The organism is Saccharopolyspora sp. NPDC050389, from assembly GCF_040655595.1.
Lineage (GTDB): Bacteria > Actinomycetota > Actinomycetes > Mycobacteriales > Pseudonocardiaceae > Saccharopolyspora.
On record NZ_JBFAKG010000006.1, the window covers coordinates 75,456 to 96,344 of the forward strand.

16 protein-coding genes are annotated in these 20,889 nt (G+C 70.1%); 6 read left to right on the forward strand and 10 right to left on the reverse strand.

Annotation, left to right across the window (positions count from 1 at the left end; genetic code table 11):
- The first annotated feature begins 152 nt into the window (after window positions 1-152).
- The 3 genes from AB0I53_RS05665 (at window position 153) to AB0I53_RS05675 (ending at window position 3,217) form a co-directional block, all read left to right on the forward strand.
- A complete protein-coding gene (locus tag AB0I53_RS05665; protein ID WP_358597007.1) occupies window positions 153-833 on the forward strand; it encodes an ATP-binding cassette domain-containing protein in 681 nt (226 codons plus the stop codon).
- Window positions 830-2,770, forward strand: coding sequence for a YhgE/Pip domain-containing protein (locus AB0I53_RS05670; protein WP_358597010.1), 1,941 nt, complete (start codon window positions 830-832; stop codon window positions 2,768-2,770). Before AB0I53_RS05665 ends, AB0I53_RS05670 begins: the two co-directional genes overlap by 4 nt.
- A 138-nt stretch (window positions 2,771-2,908) precedes the next feature.
- On the forward strand, window positions 2,909-3,217 hold the full coding sequence (locus AB0I53_RS05675; RefSeq protein WP_358597013.1) for an antibiotic biosynthesis monooxygenase: 309 nt from the start codon (window positions 2,909-2,911) through the stop codon (window positions 3,215-3,217).
- A gap of 98 nt (window positions 3,218-3,315) precedes the next feature.
- On the opposite strand, the gene AB0I53_RS05680 is transcribed toward AB0I53_RS05675, so the two are convergent.
- Window positions 3,316-4,329, reverse strand: coding sequence for an endonuclease/exonuclease/phosphatase family protein (locus tag AB0I53_RS05680; RefSeq protein WP_358597016.1), 1,014 nt, complete (start codon window positions 4,327-4,329; stop codon window positions 3,316-3,318).
- Between the two features lie 84 nt (window positions 4,330-4,413).
- Between AB0I53_RS05680 and AB0I53_RS05685 the strand changes: the two genes are divergently transcribed.
- The gene (locus AB0I53_RS05685; RefSeq protein ID WP_358597019.1) at window positions 4,414-5,367 is read left to right on the forward strand and encodes an ATP-binding cassette domain-containing protein; all 954 of its coding nucleotides are present in this window, start codon (window positions 4,414-4,416) and stop codon (window positions 5,365-5,367) included.
- Window positions 5,364-6,182 (forward strand): ABC transporter permease, encoded by an 819-nt coding sequence (locus AB0I53_RS05690; protein ID WP_358597022.1) that lies wholly within the window; start codon window positions 5,364-5,366, stop codon window positions 6,180-6,182. Before AB0I53_RS05685 ends, AB0I53_RS05690 begins: the two co-directional genes overlap by 4 nt.
- A 324-nt stretch (window positions 6,183-6,506) precedes the next feature.
- Here the strand turns inward: AB0I53_RS05690 and AB0I53_RS05695 are convergent, their stop codons facing one another.
- On the reverse strand, window positions 6,507-9,671 hold the full coding sequence (locus AB0I53_RS05695) for a BTAD domain-containing putative transcriptional regulator (protein ID WP_358597025.1): 3,165 nt from the start codon (window positions 9,669-9,671) through the stop codon (window positions 6,507-6,509).
- Window positions 9,672-10,032: 361 nt separating this feature from the next.
- Between AB0I53_RS05695 and AB0I53_RS05700 the strand changes: the two genes are divergently transcribed.
- The gene (locus tag AB0I53_RS05700; protein WP_358597028.1) at window positions 10,033-10,758 is read left to right on the forward strand and encodes a DedA family protein; all 726 of its coding nucleotides are present in this window, start codon (window positions 10,033-10,035) and stop codon (window positions 10,756-10,758) included.
- 60 nt (window positions 10,759-10,818) lie between these two features.
- On the opposite strand, the gene AB0I53_RS05705 is transcribed toward AB0I53_RS05700, so the two are convergent.
- From AB0I53_RS05705 to lysS, 8 genes are all read right to left on the reverse strand, one after another.
- Entirely contained in the window at window positions 10,819-11,649 is an 831-nt protein-coding gene (locus AB0I53_RS05705; protein WP_358597031.1) for an NAD(P)H-binding protein, read from the reverse strand.
- 70 nt (window positions 11,650-11,719) lie between these two features.
- On the reverse strand, window positions 11,720-12,532 hold the full coding sequence (locus tag AB0I53_RS05710; protein ID WP_358597034.1) for a helix-turn-helix transcriptional regulator: 813 nt from the start codon (window positions 12,530-12,532) through the stop codon (window positions 11,720-11,722).
- A gap of 82 nt (window positions 12,533-12,614) precedes the next feature.
- Window positions 12,615-15,167 carry an ATP-dependent Clp protease ATP-binding subunit gene (locus AB0I53_RS05715; protein WP_358597037.1) on the reverse strand — a complete coding sequence of 851 codons (2,553 nt, stop codon included), beginning with the start codon at window positions 15,165-15,167 and terminating at the stop codon, window positions 12,615-12,617.
- Between the two features lie 243 nt (window positions 15,168-15,410).
- Entirely contained in the window at window positions 15,411-16,280 is an 870-nt protein-coding gene (locus tag AB0I53_RS05720) for an ABC transporter ATP-binding protein (protein ID WP_358597040.1), read from the reverse strand.
- Window positions 16,277-17,368, reverse strand: a complete 1,092-nt coding sequence (locus tag AB0I53_RS05725) for an iron ABC transporter permease (protein ID WP_358597043.1) — start codon at window positions 17,366-17,368, stop codon at window positions 16,277-16,279. The genes AB0I53_RS05720 and AB0I53_RS05725 overlap by 4 nt, the downstream gene beginning before the upstream one ends.
- On the reverse strand, window positions 17,365-18,447 hold the full coding sequence (locus AB0I53_RS05730) for an iron ABC transporter permease (protein ID WP_358597046.1): 1,083 nt from the start codon (window positions 18,445-18,447) through the stop codon (window positions 17,365-17,367). Before AB0I53_RS05730 ends, AB0I53_RS05725 begins: the two co-directional genes overlap by 4 nt.
- Window positions 18,448-18,738: 291 nt before the next feature.
- Window positions 18,739-19,092, reverse strand: a complete 354-nt coding sequence (locus AB0I53_RS05735) for an Lsr2 family protein (RefSeq protein ID WP_358597049.1) — start codon at window positions 19,090-19,092, stop codon at window positions 18,739-18,741.
- A 185-nt stretch (window positions 19,093-19,277) separates the two neighbouring features.
- Complete coding sequence (gene lysS / locus AB0I53_RS05740) at window positions 19,278-20,732, reverse strand: lysine--tRNA ligase (protein WP_358597263.1); 1,455 nt, start codon at window positions 20,730-20,732, stop codon at window positions 19,278-19,280.
- Window positions 20,733-20,889: the final 157 nt, after the last annotated feature.

Below are 20,889 nucleotides of genomic sequence, written 5' to 3' on the forward strand. Positions count from 1 at the left end.
CCGGCTTGGTTCACACCGTTCGGTCGAAACCGCTCTCGACACGCCTCGAGCCCGCGACATTCGATCCACAGTGGACTAATGTGGATCACGAGTTGCCGACCTCCGCGCGAGCCGCCACTTTGGAGCAGCAAATCGCGCACTCAGGAGGGTGAATGGACGTCGACGGCGTGGCCATCCTCGCCCGCGGAATCGCCGCCAGGGGCCCGGAGGGCATCGTGTTCGCCAATCTGGACCTGCGCGTCGAACCCGGCGCGCTAGCCGTGGTGGCCGGGCCGTCCGGCACGGGCCGCACCTCGCTGCTGCTCGCGCTGTCCGGCAGGCTCCCGCTCATCACCGGACACCTGGACGTCTCCGGGCACGTGCTGCCCGCGCAGGCCAAGGCGGTGCGGCAGCTGATCCGCCCCGCGCGGCTGCGCCCCGGCTACGAGCTGGAGGACAAGCACCGGGTCCGGGAGGCGATCGTGGAACGCCGCCTGATCAGCGGCGTCTCCGAACACTCCATCGACGCCGCGCTCGACAGGGTCCGGATCGCCCCGGATCGCACCAAGCTGATCGACGAGCTGCCCCCAGCCGAGCGCCTGCTGCTCGCGGTGGCGCTGACGATCGCCGCCTCCCCCGCCGGAATCCTCGTCGACGACGTCGACGCGGGCCTGCCCCGGGCGGCACGCGCGCAGGTGTGGGCCGGGCTGCGCGAGGTGACCCGCACCGGGATGACGGTGCTGGCCAGCGCCACCGATCCGCCGTCCGGCGACGTCGAGGTGATCCCGCTGCCCGCCCGCGAACCGGAACGACCCACGAAGGTGCTCGACCGGCAGGAAGAGGTCGCCCCGTGAAAGCGATCAAGCTGGCCTGGCTGGAGCTGCGGCGCTTTCGCGGGCCGCTGCGCCGCTTCGTGCCGCTCGTGCTGATCCTGGTCCCGCTGCTGTACGGGTCGCTGTACCTGTGGTCGAACTGGGATCCCTACGGCCAGTTGAACCGGGTGCCGGTCGCGGTGGTCAACTCCGACCTGCCGGTCGACACCCGCGGCGAGCACATCAACGCCGGCGAGCAGTTCGTCCAGCAGCTCAAGGCGACCGACATCTTCGACTGGAACTTCGTGGATTCCGCCGAGGCGCGGCACGGCCTCGTGGAAGGCCGGTACTACTTCACGATCGAGGTCCCGTCGGACTTCAGCGCGAAGCTGGCGACCGCGGCCGACCGCAACCCGGAGCGCGCCGCGCTGCAGATCGTCAAGAACGACGCCAACGGCTACATCGCCGGGATCATGGCCGACACGGTGCAGACCGAGCTGCAGAACCAGATCAACGCCGCCGCGCACGCCACCTACGCCCGCGCGCTCTACGGCGAGCTCGACCAGGCGCGCGAGAAGCTGCAACTCGCTTCGGAAGCGTCGAAACAGCTCGTCGAGGGCACCGACCTGAGCAAGCAGGGCACGGCGGCGCTTTCCAAGGGCCTCAACGGCGTTCGCGACGGCACCGGCCAGGTCTCGCGCGGCGTGCAGGACATCTCGGACGCCACCGCGCAGCTGGACAAGCAGCTGAGCGCGGTCAGCAACTTCACCGCCGAGCGGTTGCCCGGCGCGGTCAACGCCCTGGTCAACGCGAGCAACATCGCGGTCAACAGCCTGAGCACGATCAAGACCACCACCGGTTTCCTCAGCCAGCGAGCGACCGAGGGCCACTCGGCGATCGAGGAACTCGGCAAGCGGCATCCCGAGCTCTCCCAGGACGCCGTCTACCAGCGCGCCCTGGACAACTCCCAGAAGCTCGCCGATGCCGCGAGCACCGCGGACAAGGACGCCCAGCAGGCCCTGACCACGGCGCAGGACGCCAACGCGCAAGCGCTGTCCCTGCAGAACAACATGGGCCCGCTGCAGAACCAGATCCGCGCATTCACCGCGCCTGCGGACACGCTGCGCGCGGGCGTCGCGGAACTCGCCGGCGGCGCCAACGGCATCACCAACGGCCTGAACACGCTGGCGGCGAGCAGCGGGGTGCTGGAGACCGGCGCCGGGCAGCTCAACGACGGCGCGAAGAACCTGCAGGGCCTGGTCGACGACACGCTGGGCAAGATCCCGCCGACGAATCCCACCGAGGTCGCGCAGGCCGCCGACGTCCTCGGGTCGCCGACCGAGATCCACACCGACAACCTCAACCCGGCGCACGTCTACGGGCGCGGGCTGGCGCCGTTCTTCTTCGCGATCGCCCTCTGGGTCTTCGGGCTGTTCGCATACCTGCTGCTGAAGCCGGTGAACCTGCGCGCGCTCGCGGATCGCGTCGGGGCGTTCACCGTCGCGCTCGCCGGTTTCCTGCCCGCGGCGGCGCTGGGCATCGTCGGCGGGCTGGTGCTGTACGCGGTGGTCGACTTCGGGCTCGGGCTCGACCCGGTGCACGTCTGGTGGACGATCGGGCTGGTCGCCCTCGCCGCGGTCGCGTTCGTCGCCATCGACCACTTCCTGCGCACCGCGCTCGGCGCGGTCGGCGACCTGCTGTCGCTGGTGCTGCTGATCATCCAGCTCACCGCCTCCGGCGGGCTGTACCCGATGGAGACGGCCCCGGTGCCGTTCCAGGCCGTGCACCCGTTCCTGCCGATGACCTACCTGGTGGACGGGCTGCGCGTGACGATCTCCGGCGGCGTGGCGGAACACCTGCTGCTGGACGTGGCGGTGCTGGCCGGATTCCTGGTCGTCTTCCTGGCCCTGACCACGCTGGTCGTGCGGCGCCAACGGGTCTGGAACATCGCCCGCCTACACCCGCAGATCGAGCTCTAGAGACTGTTTCCAGGCTCGTTCTGCGTGGCGGCGCAAGCCGCAAGGTGGGCTGAGCGGCTTCGCCGCTTCAAAGACAACAGCCAGCGGGCGTGCCCGCCGCGGTCGCCGGTGGTCGCGGCGGGCTCGTAGGCTGGCTGCATGGCTGTTGTGAAGATCAATGCGATCGAGGTCCCTGAAGGTGCGGGCCCGGAGCTGGAGAAGCGGTTCGCTTCGCGGCACGGCTCGGTGGACAGCGCGCCCGGGTTCCTCGGGTTCGAGCTGTTGCGCCCGGTCAAGGGCGAGAACCGCTACTTCGTGTACACGAAGTGGGAATCCGAGGAGGCGTTCCAGGCGTGGGCCAGCGGCCCGGCGAAGGAGGCGCACGCGGGCGAGGCCAAGAACCCGGTGGCCACCGGCTCCAGCCTGCTGGAGTTCGAGCTCATCCAGGAGTCCCACCCCGGCAAGTGACCGGCTGAGGAACCGTTCTGGCTGTTCAGGACCCGTGAGTACTTTGTGTCGCTATAGCAGCACAAAGTACTCACGGGCACTGACCTGCGGCGACGCCGTCAGCCGGTCAGGACGACCGTGGCGAGGATCGCGCGGTGGTCGGCGCCCGCCACGTCGATGGTCCGGAACGACTGGGGCGCGATGCCGCCGCTGGTGAGCACGTGGTCGATCGTGACCGGCGGCGGGAACCAGGAGCCCGGGCCCGGCCAGGTCGGGTGCAGGCCGTCGCCGGTGGCCTCGGCGACGTCGGTGTAGCCCTGGCCGATCAGGTACTTGAGGCGGGTGTGGTCGAGGGTCGCGTTGAAGTCGCCCGCCAGGATCCGGGGCGTGCCGTCGGCGGCCGGTGACGGCAGCGCGCGCATCTCGCGGTCCCAGACCTCGGCCGTGTCCCGCCCCATCGGGTACAGCGGGTGCACCGCCACGATCTCGACGGCCGGCGCGCCCGGCCTTTCCACCAGCGCCGATGGCTGGGCCAGCGTCGAATCCGGCACCAACGCCAGTTCCCGCAGCGGGTAGCGGGACGCGATCCCGGAACCGTCCGCCCTTGGCCCCGGCTGGAACACCCGGTGCGGCAGCGCCTCGGCGAGCCCGGCGGCGTCCAGCGCGGCCACCATCTCGGGCGTGAGTTCCTGCAGGCTGAGCACGTCGACCTGGTTCTGCCGCACGAGATCCACGACCTGCGCGGCGTCCGCACCGCCGAAGTAGGCGTTGAACGACAGCACCCGCAGCGCAACGCCCTGCGCCGGAGTCGTATCGGGAATGGCGCGCGGCGCGACGGAGAGCACCAAGATCGCGGTGGCCAGGCCGGCGACGAGCGCGGTCAACCAGCGCCGCAGGATCACGGCGAGCAACGCCAGCACGATGCCGGACAGCGCCGCGTACTGGGTCAACGCCGCCAGCGCCACCAGGTACCGGCCGCGGTCCCAACCGGACAGCGGCAGCGTCGCCCAGGCCAGCAGGCCGACCGTGGCCAGCACCAGGAGCACCGTGACCACCCGGCCACCGGGCTTGCGCCGCGGCGGGTCGTCCTGCCCCGGCTCGTGCTCCGGCTCGGCCACCAACGTCCGATCCATCACTGGCTCCTCGTGTCGTCCCCGTCACCCAGCCTGTCAGCGAGCTGTGCGCGACTTGTCAGGGCCCCCACGGAGATTGGAGGCATGTCATTCGCGATCCAGGCCGAGGGCCTGGTCAAACGATTCGGCTCCACCACCGCGCTGGCCGGGGTGGATCTCGCCGTGCCGGCGGGAACGATCCTCGGCGTGCTCGGCCCCAACGGTGCGGGCAAGACGACCGCGGTCCGGATCCTCGCCACGTTGCTGCGGCCGGATGCCGGCACCGCGACCGTCGCGGGCTACGACGTGCTCCGCCAGCCGGTCGCGGTGCGCAGCCGCATCGGGCTCACCGGCCAGTACGCCTCGGTCGACGAGGAGCTGACGGGCATCGAGAACCTGGTGCTCATCGGCCGGTTGCTCGAAATGCCGAAGCGCGACGCCAAGGCGCGGGCGGGCGAGCTGCTGGAGCGGTTCGACCTCACCGAGGCCGGCGGCCGCGCGATCAAGACCTACTCCGGCGGCATGCGGCGCCGCCTGGACCTCGCGGCGAGCCTGATCGGCCGCCCCGAGATCCTCTACCTCGACGAGCCCACCACCGGGCTCGACCCGCGCAGCCGCAACCAGGTGTGGGACATGGTGCGCACCCTCTCCGGCGAGGGGGTGACGGTGCTGCTGACCACCCAGTACCTGGAGGAGGCCGATCAGCTGGCCGACCGGATCAGCGTGATCGACCACGGCCGGGTGGTCGCCGACGGCCGCGCCGACGAGCTCAAGCGCCGCGTCGGCGGCCAGACCCTGCAGGTGCGGCCGACCGACCTGGCGAACGTGCCCGCGGTGCGCCGGATCCTCGCCGAACTCACCGGCACCGAACCGGCCACGAACAACGACAGCGGGCTGCTCACCACGCCGGTCGACGACCCGGTGCTGCTGTCCACTTTGGTCCGCCGGCTGGACGACGCCGGGATCACCGCCGACGAGCTCGCGCTGCGCCTGCCCAGCCTGGACGAGGTGTTCCTGGCCATCACCGGCAAGGCAGCCGAGGAGGAGACCGCCGCATGACCGCCACGATCGAACGCTCGCCGGCCGCGCCGACGACCACGTCGGAACGCATCGGCCCGATCCGCGCGCTGCGGCACGGCCTGACGCTGGCCGGGCGCAGCATCCTCAAGATCCGCAAGTCGCCCGAGGGCCTGATCGACGTCACCATCCAGCCGATCCTGTTCCTGGTCATGTTCGTCTACCTCTTCGGCGGGGCGATCGTCGGCGACACCGGCTCGTACCTGCAGCTCACGCTGCCCGGCGTGATGGCGATGAACATGGTCTTCGCCAGCCTCGGCACCGGTTGGGCGCTCAACACCGACATCTCCAAGGGCGTGTTCGACCGGTTCCGCAGCCTGCCGGTGGCGCGGTCGGCGCCGCTGATCGGCGCGGTGCTGGGCGACATCGTGCGATACCTGGTGGCGCTGGCGGTGCTGCTGGTCTTCGCCACCATCATGGGCTTCCGCATCCAGACCGATCCGCTGTCCGCGCTGGCGGCGATCGTGGTGGTGATCGCCTTCGCGCTGGCGATGTGCTGGATCACGGTGTTCCTCGGGATGCTGATCAAGAACCAGCAGGCATTGCCCGGCGTGGCGATGGCGTTCATGTTCCCGCTGACCATGGGCAGCAACGTGTTCGTGCCGACCGAGACGATGCCGGGCTGGTTGCAGGTGTGGGTGAACATCAACCCGGTCACGAAGCTCGCGGACACCGCGCGCGGCCTGATGATCGGCGGCCCGGTCGCCGGCCCGCTGACGGCGACGCTGATCTGGATGGTCGCGATCGTGGCGGTGTTCTTCCCGCTGGCGATGTGGGCCTACCGCCGCCGGATGTGACCGCAGGCGCCGCCCTCGGCTGCAGCAGCAGTGTTTCCGCAGGTCCGGGGCCGTGAGTACTTTGGGTCGCTATAGCAGCCCAAAATACTCACGGCCCCGTGACCAGCGGAGCCGTCGAACCGCGAAGCCCCGCTGTGGGACGCGCGAACGGCGCCTGACCAGCGGTGACGGCGCCGATATCGGTGGTCGCCGGGAGGTGTCCCCGATGGGAGCGGAATAATCCTCATGTCCGCCTGCGGTCGAGCCCTCCCGCGTCGGGGGCGGGAGGGACCGACCGCAGGTTCGGCGAACCGGCTGCGCCGCCGGAATCGGGGCTGACGCCCCTCAAGCCCCCAGCGCGTCGCGGAGCTCCGCGAAGGCGTCGTCCCGCGAGAGCGCGGCTGCGCCGTCGCGCTCTGCGCGGTGCTCCTCGGCCAGCTCGCGCACCAGCGCTCGCACTTCGGGGTCTCCTTCGTCGACCAGGCCGCGCAGCACGACGGCGATGCCGATCAGGCGTGCCGCCCGCTGCGGCCGCCCGGCGGCGAACTCGACGCGTGCCGCCTGCTCCGCGAGGGTCGCGTTCAGCGGCATGTCGCGGAGCTCCAGTCCCACGGCGAAGGCTTCGGCGAGCAACGCCTGCGCCTCGTCGAGCTCGTCTTCTTCGAGGCACAGCTTCGCTTCGCCGAGCAGCTCCATCTGCCGCAGCGGTTCCGGTGCCATTGCCGACTCGGCCAGTGCCGCCCGCGCCGCGGCCAGGTAGTCGCGGGCCTGATCGCGGTCGCCGGAGATCCGGGCGACCTCGGCGAGTCCGGTCAACGCCGAGATCTGGTGGTAGAGGAACCTGTTCCGGCCGATGCGTTCGGCGCGCAGCAGGTCGGCGCGCGCCCCGTCGAGGTCGCCGCCGCGCAGCCGCTCCATGCCGATCCTCGCCAGCACCGGCACCAGCTCTTCGGTGGCGCGCAGTTCGCGGAACGTCTCGACCGATTCCTGGAACGCCTCGATCGCGCCTTCGTGGTCGCCGCGCCGCGACCGGAATTCGGCGATGCTGGTGGTGGTCTGCGCGCTGCCCCACCGGTCGCCGATGGCGCGGAACTCGGTGCGCGCGGCGCGCATGTCCTTCTCCCCCGCGATGGGATTTCCGTTGTGTTCCGCGCCGAATCCCCGGCAGAACAGGCCGGCGGCCCGCGCCCACGGGTGCGGGTGCCGCAGCGCCCGCTCGACGCATCTGTCCAATTCGGACTGTTCGCGGATCAGGATCCACCCGATCGGTTCCATCACCGTCGCGTACAGGTAGCGGAACCGCGCGCCGGTGTCGCGGACCGCCGTCACCGCGGTGCGCAGGGCCGCGGCCCAGTCGGGGGTGGAGTCGGCTGACATCACCAACATCAGGTCGACGACCGCCCGGCTCTCCGGCTGCGCCGCGCCCGGCAGGGCCGCCACCTCTTCCAGCCGGCCCTTCAGCTCGTCGTGCTGCGCGGACATCGACCAGTACCAGCTCAACGCAGCGCCCAACCGGAATCCCCGGTCCGCGTCGCCGGATTCGGTCGCCCAGTGCAGCGCGGCGATGATGTTGTCGTGGTCGGCATCCAGCCGGTTCAGCCAGTCGATCTGCTCCGCGTCGTGCAGCCGGACCGCGGCGGCTTCGGCGAACTCGACGAAGTGCGTCGCGTGCGAGCTGCGCAGGCCATCCTTCTCCTCGGCCGCGGCGAGCTTCTCGGCGCAGAACGCGCGCACCGTCTCCAACATCCGGTACCGCATGCCGAGTTCCGAATCGACCGCCTCCACCAGGGATTTCTCCACCAGCGAGACGAGCACGTAGAACACGTCCGCGGCCGGCATCCCGGCATCGGCGCACACCGCGGAGACCGCGTCGGCCGATGCGTTCCCGGCGAAGACCGACAGCCGCCTGGCCAGCACCTGCTCCGGCCCGGTCAGCAGGTCCCAGCTCCACTCCACCACCGCGCGCAACGTCCGGTGCCGCGGCATGGAGGTGCGATTCCCGTTGGTGAGCAACCGGAATCGGTCGTCGAGCCGCTCGGCGACCTGCCGGACGCTCATCGCCCGCAGCCGGGCCGCCGCCAGCTCGATCGCCAGCGGCATGCCGTCCAGCCGGCGGCAGATCTCCACCACGTCGCGGGTGTTGCCGTCGTCGAGCGCGAAACCGGGCCGGGCGGCGGCCGCCCGATCCACGAACAGCCGCACCGCCGCGGCCTCCGGCGCCGCGTCCTCGGCCTCCGGCAGCGCCAACGGCCCGACCGGCAGCAGCCGCTCACCGGTCAGCGCCAACGGCTCCCGGCTGGTCGCCACCACCCGCAGCTGCGGTGCCCGGCTCAGCACCTCCTGCACGAACTCGGCGGCGGCCTCGATCACCTGCTCGCAGTTGTCCAGCACCAGCAGCGCCGGTTCCGCGGAGAACAGGTCCGCCGCCCGGCTCAACGCGTGCTTCATCGGCGATTCCAGCAGCCGGGTCTCGCGCACCCCGAGCGCGGCGAGCACCGCCGCCGTCACGTCCTGCCCGTCGCGCACCGGCGCGAGCTCGACGAACCACACCCGCCGATCCGACATCCCGGCGGCGGTCTCGATCGCCAGCCGCGTCTTCCCCGCGCCGCCGGGACCGAACAGGGTGACCAGCCGGGAATCCGCCAGCTCCGCGCGAACCCGCTCGATCTCCCGCTCCCGGCCGACGAAGCTGCTCAACCGGGTCGGCAACACCGGCCTGATCGGCGCCCACCGCAGCTCCGCATGCGCATCCGGCTCCGATCGCGGCGACAAGCCTGGATCGCCACGCAGCAGCGCGACCTGCAGATCCCGGAGCTCCTGCGACGGCGACACACCGAGCTCCTGATCCAAACGGCGCCGCAAAGCCTCGTAAGCGGCAAGCGCATCGGCCTGCCTGCCGGACGCGTAAAGCGCGCGGATGCGCAGCGCCGTGAGCCGCTCGCGCAGCGGAAAGCGCGCGCAAAGCCCCTCCAACTCGGGCACCAGATCGGCATGCCGACCAGCACCGAGATCGGCATCCGCCCGATCCTCGATCGCGGCCAGACGCAGCTCCGCCAAGCGCGCGGCCTGCGCCTCGGCGAACGGCGCGTCGACGAAGTCGACGAGAGCATCCCCGTGCCACAACGCCAGCGCCTCGCGAAGCGCGGCGGCGGCAGCATCGCCCCGGCCGCCGCGAAGCAAGCGCCGCCCCTCGGCCGCGAGCGAAGCGAAGCGGATGACGTCGACGTCATCGGGATCCACCAGGAGGGCGTAGCCCGACTGGTCGGAGCGCAAGGACAGCTCGCCCGCGAGCGCGCGGCGCGCGCGAGACACCAGCGACTGGAGCGCGTTCAGCGCGCCGGCCGGCTGGGCGGAGCCCCAGAGGTCGGCGATGAGGAGCTCGGTGGAGACGGTGCGGCCGGCGTCGAGCGCGAGTCGCGCGAGGAGCATCCGCACCCGGAGGCCGCCGACCTCTATCGCCCGACCGTCGGGTGCGTTCAGCCGAAAGGGCCCCAGCAACGCCACGCGCACCGCACCAGCTTCGCAGACGGCACCGACCCGGTGCCTGCCATTTCGGGCGGTGCGCACGGAACCGCACGCCGAAACCCGAGAGATCGTCAGGCGCCCGACGCGCCGAGTGCGCCCAAACTCAGGCCGAATCAGAGCCCGTTTTGCCTGGTTCGGCCGATCCGATTTCAGGCAAAATCGGACATCTCCCTCGCGAGCGCGGCCCGTGAAGTATGGGACAGATCACCTCTCGCGAGGCCGGAGTGCCGCTGCGGGCTGGAATCATGGAAGAAACGGACATACCACCGATCTTGTTCCGCCGGCACGGCTCGCACGCCGACGTGCTCCACACCGTCCGGGCGGGGCGCAACCCGGAGCCGCTCGAATGGATCTGACGACCTTGGCCGCCACCTCCGCCGAACCGACCGGCTTCGCCGCCTGGGTGATCTCCGTGATGGAGGTGCTCGGCGGCCCGGGAGCGGGGATGATCGTCGCCCTGGAGAACCTCTTCCCGCCCATCCCGTCCGAGGTGATCCTGCCGCTGGCCGGATTCACCGCCAGCCAGGGCAACATGTCGGTCATCGGCGCGATCCTGTGGACGACGCTCGGCTCGCTGATCGGCGCGCTGGCGCTCTACGGCATCGGCGCGACGCTGGGCCGCGACCGCACCCGCGCCCTCGCCGCGAAGATCCCGCTGGTGAAGATCTCCGACATCGACCGGACCGAGGCCTGGTTCGCCAAGCACGGCGTCAAGGCGGTGTTCTTCGGGCGGATGATCCCGCTGTTCCGCAGCTTCATCTCGCTCCCGGCCGGCGTCGAACGCATGCGCCTGGCCACGTTCGCCCTGTTCACCGCGCTCGGCAGCCTGATCTGGAACACGGTCTTCGTGCTGGCCGGCTACCTGCTGGGCCAGAGCTGGTACCTCGTCGAGGAGTACGCGGGCCTGTTCTCCCGCGCGGTCCTGATCACGGCGATCCTGACGGTCGCGGCGTTCATCGCGATCCGCATCCGGAACAACCGCCGCGAGCGCGAACTGTCGGAAGCCCCCACGGTCCGGCTCGCCCGGGTCAGCGCCGAAGCCCCGACCGAAGAAATCCGCCGCATCCGCTGAACCGCGCCACCGAGCCGGCGCAACTCCTCGCGAAATTGCGCCGACTCCGCACCGGGCTGGTCAGCGGAAATCCGACGCGTGGTCGGCGGCCCACTGGGCGAAAGAGCGGGCCGGGCGGCCGGTCAGGGCCTCCACCGTGTTCACCACCGGAAGCGGGCGGCCGTCCTGGCCCGCGAGGTAGCGCAGGAGCGTGTCGGCGATGTGCGCCATGCCGAGCCCGGCCATCGTCGCGCGGTATTCGTCCGGGCTCTGCGGCACGAACTCGACCGGGCGGCCGATCGCCGCCGCGATCGCCTGGGCCTGCTCGCGTTGCGTGATCGACTGCGGCCCGCTCAGCGGGTAAGCCCTGCCGCCGTGGCCGGGCTCGGTCAGCGCCCGCACCGCAACGGCCGCGATGTCCGCTTCGTGGATCGCGTCGGTGTGCGCGTCGGGGTACGGCGCCGCGACGATGCCCCGGGCGCGGATCGACTCCGCCCACGCCAGGGCGTTCGTGGCAAAACCTCCCGGCCGCAGGAAGGTCCAGGTCAGCCCGGAATCGAGCACCGCACGCTCGGCCGACCCATGCAGCCGGATCAGCGGATCGTCGGGGTCGCCCGGGGTCGTGACGACGTTGGCCGACAGCAGCACGACGTGCTCCACACCGGCGGATCGGGCGGCGTCCAGGAAACCGCCCACGCCGCCGCGATCGGCGTAGAGGAACACCTCGGACACCCCGTCCAGCACCTCCGCCGACGGTTCGGCGAGGTCACCGCGAACCACCTCGACCTGCTCCGGCAGCCGGGTGGCGGCGGGATCGCGGCTGATCACCCGCGGCTTCTCCCCGGCGCTCAACAGCTGCTCGACCACGCTGCGCGCCACGTTGCCGCGTCCACCGGTCACCAGGATCGTCATTTGATCTCCTTCCAGCGATGTGCCACCACGATCGCCGCGATGGAAGACGCCCGGCAGAGACCGGTCGAACCTAGGACTGCCGATCCCAGTCCCGGAGGCTCTGCAGCGCCCGCTCCGAGGAAGAGCCCTCAGCGGCGGTGAAGAACATCAGCCGCTGATCCAGCTCGGGGATCAACAGGACCTCGGAATCCAGTTCCAGCTCGCCGAGCACCGGGTGCAGGCCACGCTTCTGCGCGCTGCGCTGAACCTGGACCTCGTGCGCGGCCCACATCTCGGCGAAGACCGGGTTCCGTTCGCTGAGCTCGTCGACCAGCGCGCGAACGCCGGGATCGCCCGGATAACGACCGGCGGCGCGCACACTCGCCACGCACGACTTGGCGAACCGCCGCCCGTGCTCGGTGTCCAGCACCGACGGCTGGTGGCAGAACATCCACCAGAGCATGTTGCGCTCCTTCTCGCGCCGGCGGCCGAAGTCGCCCATCAGGCCCACCGCCATCCGGTTCCAGGCGAGGATGTCGTACTTGACGTCGAGCACCAGCGCGGGAACGTCGTCGAACCGCTCCAGCAGCCGCAGCACGCTCGCCGGGACCTCCCGCGACGACACCACCGATGGAGCCTCGCCTACCAGGCGAAACAGGTAGTTCCGCTCGTCGCCGGACAACCGCAGCGCGCCGGCGAGCGCGTTGAGCACCTGCCGGGACGGCCGCGGCCCGCGCCCCTGCTCCATGCGGATGTAGTAGTCGACGGAAATCCCGGCGAGCCGCGCGACCTCTTCCCGCCGCAACCCGGGCGTCCGCCGACCGCTGCTCGCCTCGAGCCCGACATCGGCGGGCCCGACGCGGGACCGCCGATCCCTGAGGAACTCGGCCAGTTCAGCCCGCACCCAAACTCCTCCACAACCGTTCCCCGTGAACCCAACGCAGAAGGCCCCGCGCCGTGGAGCGCGGGGCCTTCTGGGACTTGCGTCAGGCGGACTCGGAGTCCGTGCCCTCCGGCTTCTCGTCGGAGGACGCCGAGACCGCGACCGGCGGGGCGTCCGGGACCAGCGACGGCTTCTGCTCGCCGCGGAAGGTGAAGTGCGCCTTGTCGTCGGCGCCTTCCCCGTCCCAGCCCTCGACGTCCACGATCACGATCTGGCCCGGCTGGATCTCGCCGAACAGGATCTTCTCGGACAGCTTGTCCTCGATCTCCCGCTGGATCGTCCGGCGCAGCGGCCGCGCACCAAGCACCGGGTCGAACCCGCGCTTGGCCAGCATCTTCTTCGCCTTGTCGGTCAGCTCCAGGGCCATGTCCTTGGCCTTGAGCGCCTTCTCCACCCGGCCAGAGAGCAGATCGACCATCTGGATGATCTCCTGCTCCGTCAACTGGTGGAAGACGATCACGTCGTCGATGCGGTTGAGGAACTCCGGCCGGAAGTGCTTCTTCATCTCCTCGTTGACCTTGTTCTTCATCCGCTCGTAGTTGGACTCAGCGCCCTGACCACTGGAGAAGCCCAGGCCGACGGCCTTAGAGATGTCCTGCGTACCGAGGTTCGAGGTGAAGATCAGCACCGTGTTCTTGAAGTCCACCGTGCGGCCCTGACCATCGGTCAGGCGGCCGTCCTCCAACACCTGCAGCAGCGTGTTGTAGATCTCCTGGTGCGCCTTCTCGATCTCGTCGAAGAGCACCACGGAGAACGGCTTGCGGCGGACCTTCTCGGTGAGCTGGCCGCCCTCCTCGTAGCCGACGTAGCCCGGAGGGGCACCGAACAGCCGCGAGGCGGTGTAGCGGTCGTGGAACTCGCCCATGTCGATCTGCACCAGCGCGTCGTCGTCCCCGAACAGGAACTCCGCCAGCGCCTTCGACAGCTCGGTCTTACCCACACCGGACGGGCCGGCGAAGATGAACGACCCCGACGGCCGCTTCGGGTCCTTCAGGCCCGCACGGGTGCGGCGGATCGCCTGCGACACGGCCTTGACCGCGTCGTTCTGGCCGATGATCCGCTTGTGGATCTCGTCCTCCATGCGCAGCAGGCGGGTCGTCTCCTCCTCGGTGAGCTTGAACACCGGGATGCCCGTCCAGTTCGCCAGCACCTCGGCGATCTGCTCGTCGTCGACCTCGGCGACCACGTCGAGGTCACCGGCCTTCCACTGCTTCTCCCGCTCCTCCTTCTGGCCGAGGAGCTGCTTCTCCTCGTCCCGCAGGCGGGCGGCCCGCTCGAAGTCCTGCGCGTCGATCGCGGACTCCTTCTCCCGGCGCACGTCGGCGATCTTCTCGTCGAACTCGCGCAGGTCCGGCGGCGCGGTCATGCGGCGGATGCGCATCCGGGCGCCGGCCTCGTCGATCAGGTCGATCGCCTTGTCCGGCAGGAAGCGGTCGTTGATGTAGCGGTCGGCCAGGGTCGCCGCGGCGACCAGCGCGGAGTCGGTGATCGACACCCGGTGGTGCGCCTCGTAGCGGTCCCGCAGGCCCTTGAGGATCTCGACGGTGTGCTGCAGCGACGGCTCGCCGACCTGGATCGGCTGGAAGCGGCGCTCCAGGGCCGGGTCCTTCTCGACGTACTTCCGGTACTCCTCGAGCGTGGTGGCACCGATGGTCTGCAGCTCGCCGCGGGCCAGCATCGGCTTGAGGATGCTCGCCGCGTCGATCGCACCCTCCGCGGCGCCCGCGCCGACCAGGGTGTGGATCTCGTCGATGAACAGGATGATGTCGCCGCGGGTCTTGATCTCCTTGAGCACCTTCTTCAGGCGCTCTTCGAAGTCACCGCGGTACCGGGAACCGGCGACCAGCGAGCCCAGGTCCAGGGTGTAGAGCTGCTTGTCCTTCAGCGTCTCGGGCACCTCGCCCTTGACGACCTTCTGGGCCAGCCCCTCCACGACCGCCGTCTTGCCGACGCCGGCCTCGCCGATGAGCACCGGGTTGTTCTTGGTGCGCCGCGAGAGGACCTGCATGATCCGCTCGATTTCCTTCTCCCGGCCGATCACCGGGTCGAGCTTGCCCTCGCGGGCACTCTGCGTGAGGTTGCGGCCGAACTGGTCCAGCACCAGCGACGACGACGGCGTGCCCTCGCCGCGGCCACCGGCCTCCGCGGGCTCCTTGCCCTGGTAGCCGGACAGCAGCTGCAGCACCTGCTGGCGCACCCGGTTGAGGTCCGCACCGAGCTTGACGAGCACCTGCGCGGCGACGCCTTCGCCCTCGCGGATCAGCCCGAGCAGGATGTGCTCGGTGCCGATGTAGTTGTGGCCGAGCTGCAGCGCCTCCCGAAGCGACAGCTCCAGCACCTTCTTGGCCCGTGGGGTGAACGGGATGTGTCCGCTGGGAGCCTGCTGCCCCTGGCCGATGATCTCCTCGACCTGTTGGCGCACGCCCTCAAGCGCGATACCCAGCGACTCCAACGCCTTGGCGGCGACACCCTCACCCTCGTGGATCAAGCCCAGGAGAATGTGCTCGGTGCCGATGTAGTTGTGGTTGAGCATCCGGGCCTCTTCTTGGGCCAGGACGACCACCCGCCTCGCGCGGTCGGTGAACCTCTCGAACATTCGCACTCCCTGACTGCTGCGCCGGCGGTCTCGTTCCGGGACACGGCTCCTGCATCGCCGATGCCCACGACGGGTTCAGCACTCTTGAGGACCACTGTAGTAGCCCCACCCGGTCGCGGTCCGTGCCCGCTACGGCCTACTGCCCACATTCTTGTCCGGCACCCTGACTAACGGCTCGCTGGCCTGCGGGATTCCGGATTTCGACCGATCGGATGGCCCTGTCCGCTCAGCGCGAACAGAGTCCTACTGCTTGGACTGATCGGCGGGTGCGCCACGCCGTCCGCCGACCGGCACCACCATCGGGGTACCCGCGACGGGATCAGCAATCACCCGCGCGTTCAACCCGAACACCTCGGCCAGCAACTCCTCGGTGAGGACCTCGCCCGGCTCGCCCTCGGCGACGATCGCGCCGGCCTTCATCGCCACCAGCCGGTCGGCGTAGCGGGCGGCCAGGTTCAGGTCGTGCAGCACCATCACGACGGTACGACCGCTCTCGTCGTGCAGCTGCCCGACCAGCTCCAGCACGTCCACCTGGTGCGAGAGGTCGAGGTAGGTGGTCGGCTCGTCGAGCAGCAGCAGGTCGGTGCCCTGCGCCAAGGCCATGGACAGCCAGGCGCGCTGCCGCTGGCCGCCGGAGAGCTCGTCCAGGGTGCGGTCGGCGAGGTCGGCGATGCCGGTCATGCCCAGCGCCTCGGCCACCGCCGACTCGTCGTCGGAGGACCACTGCCGGTACCAGGACTGGTGCGGGTGCCGGCCGCGGGCGACCAGGTCCGCGACGGTCAGGCCCTCCGGCGCCACCGGCGACTGCGGGAGCACGCCGAGCACCTTGGCGACTTCCTTGGTGGACATCTTGTGGATCTGCTTGCCGTCCAGCAGCACGCTGCCGCGCCGCGGGTTCAGCAGCCGGCCCAGCGCGCGCAGCAGCGTCGACTTGCCGCAGCCGTTCGGGCCGATCACCGCGGTGATGGTGCCGTCCACGACGTCGAAGTCCAGGCCGTCGACGATGACGCGGTCGCCGTAGGCCAGCTGCAGGTCGCTGGCGTGCAGCCGCTCCCGCCGCCGGTCTTCGCGCTGCTCAGCGGCGGCCTGGTTGGACGTGGCGGATGCGGTCATGCGCGGACCTCCCGGTACCGACGAACGAGCAGGTAGATCAGGTACGGGGCGCCGAGGATGGCGGTGATGATGCCGACCGGCAGCTCGGTGCCGCCGAAGGCGGTCCGGGAGATCACGTCCGAACCGACGACGAGCGCGGCGCCGAGCACCGCCGAGGTCAGCAGGGGCGGCCGAGAGGTGCGCGCCACGCGCAGCGCGATCTGCGGGGTGGCCAGCGCGACGAACTGGATCGGCCCGGCCGCGGCGGTGGCGATCGACGCCAGCACGACCGAGGCCAGCAGCAGCGCGCCGCGCGAGAAGTCCGCCCGGACGCCAAGGCCGCGCACCGTGTCGTCGTCGAACTGCAGCGCGCCGAGCACGTGCGCGCCGATCAAGGTCAGCGGGATCAGCGCGACGAGGGCGATCGCCACCGGGATCACGTGCTCCCAGCCGCGCGCGTTGAGGCTGCCCGTCAGCCACACCATGGCCCGGCTCGCTTCGGTGACGTCGCCGACGGTCAGCAGCCAGTAGGTCGCGTTGCCCGCCAGCGCGCTGACGCCGACGCCGACCAGCACCAACCGGAAGGAGTCCACGCCGCGGCGGTAGGCCAGCGCGTAGACCGCGATGCCGGTGACCAGCCCGCCCGCCAGCGCCACCAGCGGCAGGCCGTAGTTCGCCAGCGCGCCCGCGAGGCTGCCCGCGGTGCCGCCGAGCACGATCACCAGCGTCGCGGCGGTGCCCGCGCCCCAGGTGATGCCGAGCATGTCCGGGCTGGCCAGCGGGTTGCGGGCGAGGGCCTGCATGATCGCGCCGGAGAGGCCGAGCGCGGCGCCGACCAGCAGGCCGGTCAGCGACCTCGGCAGCCGCAGCTCCCAGATGATGATCTGCTGCGCCCGGTCGCCGCCACCGAACAGCGTGCTGAGCACCTCGACCGGGCTGATCTGGTACTCGCCGAGCCCGACGTTGAGCACGAACACGGCCAGCAGCACGGCCAGGCCGCCCAGCAGCGCCAGCAGCGGCCGCAAGCGCAGCACCGCGGAGAACGGGCCCACCCGGACCGATCGCCGGCCGGCGACGCCCGACTGCTCGCTGTCGAGGACCTGGGTCACAACCGCACCAACTTCCGGCGACGCACGAGCGCGATGAAGAAGGGTGCGCCGACCATCGCCAGCATCACCCCGACCTGCACTTCGGACGGCCGCGCCACGATCCGGCCGAGCACGTCGGCGAGCAGCACCAGCGACGCGCCCAGCAGCCCGGCGAACGGCAGCAGCCAGCGGTAGTCGGCGCCGGTGAAGAAGCGGGCCACGTGCGGCACGATCAGCCCGACGAACCCGATCGGCCCGCAGATCGCGACCGCGCCGCCGACCAGGATCGCGATCGCGGCGATGCCCGCCCGGCGGGCCCACTCCACGCGGTGGCCGAGCGAGCGGGCCACGTCGTCGCCGAGCGAGAGCGCGTTGAGGCTGGAGGCGTTCGCCAGCGCCAGCACGACGCCGGCCACCAGGAACGGCACCACCTGCGGGATCACGGCGGTGTCGCTGATCGCGATGGAGCCGACCTTCCAGAACCGGTAGGTGTCCATGGTCTGCTGGTCGGAGATCACCAGCGCCGAGGTGATGGCCTGCAGCAGATGGCTGATCGCGGTGCCGGCCAGCGCCAGCGTCACCGGCGTCGGGCCGCCGCGGCCCATGGAGCCGATCGCGAACACCGCCATCGCGCCGAGCAGCGCGCCGGCGAAGCCGAACCAGATGAAGCCGAGCAGCGTCGTGACGCCGAAGGTGTAGACCGCGAGCACGACGGCCAGCGCCGCGCCCTGCGTGATGCCGAGGATGCCCGGGTCGGCGATCGGGTTGCGGGTGTGGCCCTGCATCAGCGCCCCTGCCAGGCCCAGCGCCGCGCCCGCGAGGACGCCGACCACCGTGCGCGGCACCCGGAGCTCGCGGATGATCAGGTCGTTCTCCGTGCCGGTCGGCGCGAACAGCCCGGCCCACACGTCCGCCAGTGGGATCGTCTTGGCGCCGATCACCACGCTGAGCACGCAGCTGACCGCCAGCACGATCAGCAGGACGACGATGCCCGTGACCCGGCGGCGCCGGCGTTGTCGCAGGCGGTCACCGCCGGAAGCCGTCGACGCCGAAGCCTGTCCGGATCCACGAGGGCTGTCGACGGCCACGCTGCGACTCACGTCCCACTCCCTCATGTTCACTCGTCCGGACCGCACTTAGGTTAGGCCGACCTAAGGTCGTGCCAACAGGGTGGGCCGGAATGTCCGATGTCACATGTCGGCAGCGGGCGGCAGGCGACCGGCGCCGCGGGCAACCGGGAAAAAGGGCAACTCGGGCCGTAATCGGACAAGATCTCGTGTTGATCAGTCGCCACTTTTCGACCCTTAAGCGGCGAATAAGAGTTATCCGAACGCAACGAGGGGCGTTTGCGGGCCGGTGAGCCTCGCAAACGCCCCTCGGCGTCGGTTACTTCAGTTCGCCTGGTGGTACTGCTCGACGATGTCGGCGGGGATACGGCCCCGGTCCGACACCTTCAGACCGCGCTTGCGAGCCCATTCCCGAATGGCCTGGTTCTGCTCGCGATCGGCACTCGTGGAACCGCCGGCGGAACGCGCCGTGGCGCCCGGCCGCGGACCCGGCTTCTTGCGGCCGCCGGCCCGGCGCGCGTTGGAGACGTAGTTCGCCAGCGCATCCCGCAACTCGCCGGCATTGTCGGCGGAAAGGTCGATCTGGTAGGAGACGCCGTCCAATCCGAACTCGACGGTTTCATCCGCCTGCCCGCCGTCGAGATCGTCGACAAGGGTGACTGTGACCTTCTGCGCCATCTTCGAAGTCCTCCCCGGAGCAAAAAATGTGCAATAGCGGGACAGCGACATCCGCCAGGAGCGCAACTCCCTTGCGAGTACGTCAATAAGCCGTCACCGGAACATTCTGAGCACAGGTTAGCGCAGTAACTGCGATAATGCACTCACCCGGGCCGGAAAATTCACCGTCTCCCGCCCTGATCGGGTCATTCCGGCCGGACCAGCGGGAACAGGATCGTCTCCCGGATACCGAGACCGGTCAACGCCATCAACAACCGGTCGATACCGATTCCGACCCCACCGCTGGGCGGCATTCCGTACTCCAGGGCGCGGAGAAAGTCCTCGTCGATCGGCATGGCCTCGTCGTCTCCGGCGGCCGCGAGTGCGGCCTGTTCCTCGAGCCGAGCGCGTTCCACGACCGGGTCGACGAGTTCGGAGTATCCGGTCCCGAGCTCGAACCCGCGAACGTACAGATCCCATTTTTCCGCCAACCCCGGCTCGGTGCGGTGCTGCCGGGTCAGCGGCGAGGTCTCCAACGGGAAGTCGCGAACGAACGTCGGCGCGGTCAAATGATCGCCGACCAGGTGCTCCCACAGCTCCTCGACGAGCTTTCCGTGGCCGTGCGCGGGATCGGTCTGCAATCCGTAGGAGTCCGCGTACTTGCGCAGCGCCTCCACTGGAGTTTCCGGGGTGATCTCAGAATCCAGCGCTTCCGACAACGAGTCGTACATCCGCAGCGACGCCCACTCGCCGGACAAGTCGTACTCGGTCCCGTCGAACCAGGTGACCACCTGCGAACCCGCGACCGCCTCGGCCGCTTCCTGGATCAGCGACCTGGTGAGGTCTGCCATGTCGTTGTAATCGGCATATGCCTGGTAGAACTCCAACATCGCGAACTCCGGCGAGTGGGAAGAATCACTGCCCTCGTTGCGGAAGTTCCGGTTGATCTCGAAAACCTTCTCGATCCCGCCGACCACGCATCGCTTCAGATACAACTCCGGCGCGATCCGCAGGAACAGGTCGATGTCGAACGCGTTGGAATGCGTCGTGAACGGGCGAGCGGCGGCACCGCCTTGCAGCGTCTGCAACATCGGTGTTTCCACCTCGACGAAACCGCGCCGGTCGAAGGAATCCCGCAACGATCGCTGAACCGCGGCGCGAGTGCGCACCGTGTCGGCGGCCTGCTTCCGCACGATCAGATCGACGTAGCGCTGCCGGACGCGGGTTTCCTCGCCGAGATCCTTGTGCATCACCGGCAGCGGGCGCAGCGTCTTGGCCGCCATCCGCCATTCGTCGGCCATCACGGAGAGCTCGCCGCGCCGGGAGGTGATCACCTCGCCGTGCACGAAGACGTGGTCGCCGAGGTCGACATCGGCCTTCCAGGCCGCCAGCGAGTCCTCGCCGACCTGCTTGAGGCTGAGCATGGCCTGCAGCTCGGTGCCGTCGCCGGCGCGCAGCGTGGCGAAGCAGAGCTTTCCGGTGTTGCGCAAGAACATCACGCGGCCCGCGACGCCGACCTGGTCGCCGGTGGCGGTGTCGGGCTCCAGGTCCGGATAGGCGGCGCGCACCTCGGCGAGGCCGTGCGTGATCGGCAGGTTCACCGGGTAGGGATCGACTCCGGCGGCGAGCAGGCGCTCCCGCTTCTCCCGCCGGATCCGCATCTGTTCCGGCAGGTCGTCGACGCCGTCAGCGCTGGTTGCCGGGGGGTTGGGAAGGTCCTGGTCAGTCACGGCCTCCAAGGGTACGTTTCGCCCTCTCCGAGCCCACCACCAGGCATCCTTTCAGCGGTTGACACCACGTCCTCCTGTTTCCGGGCTC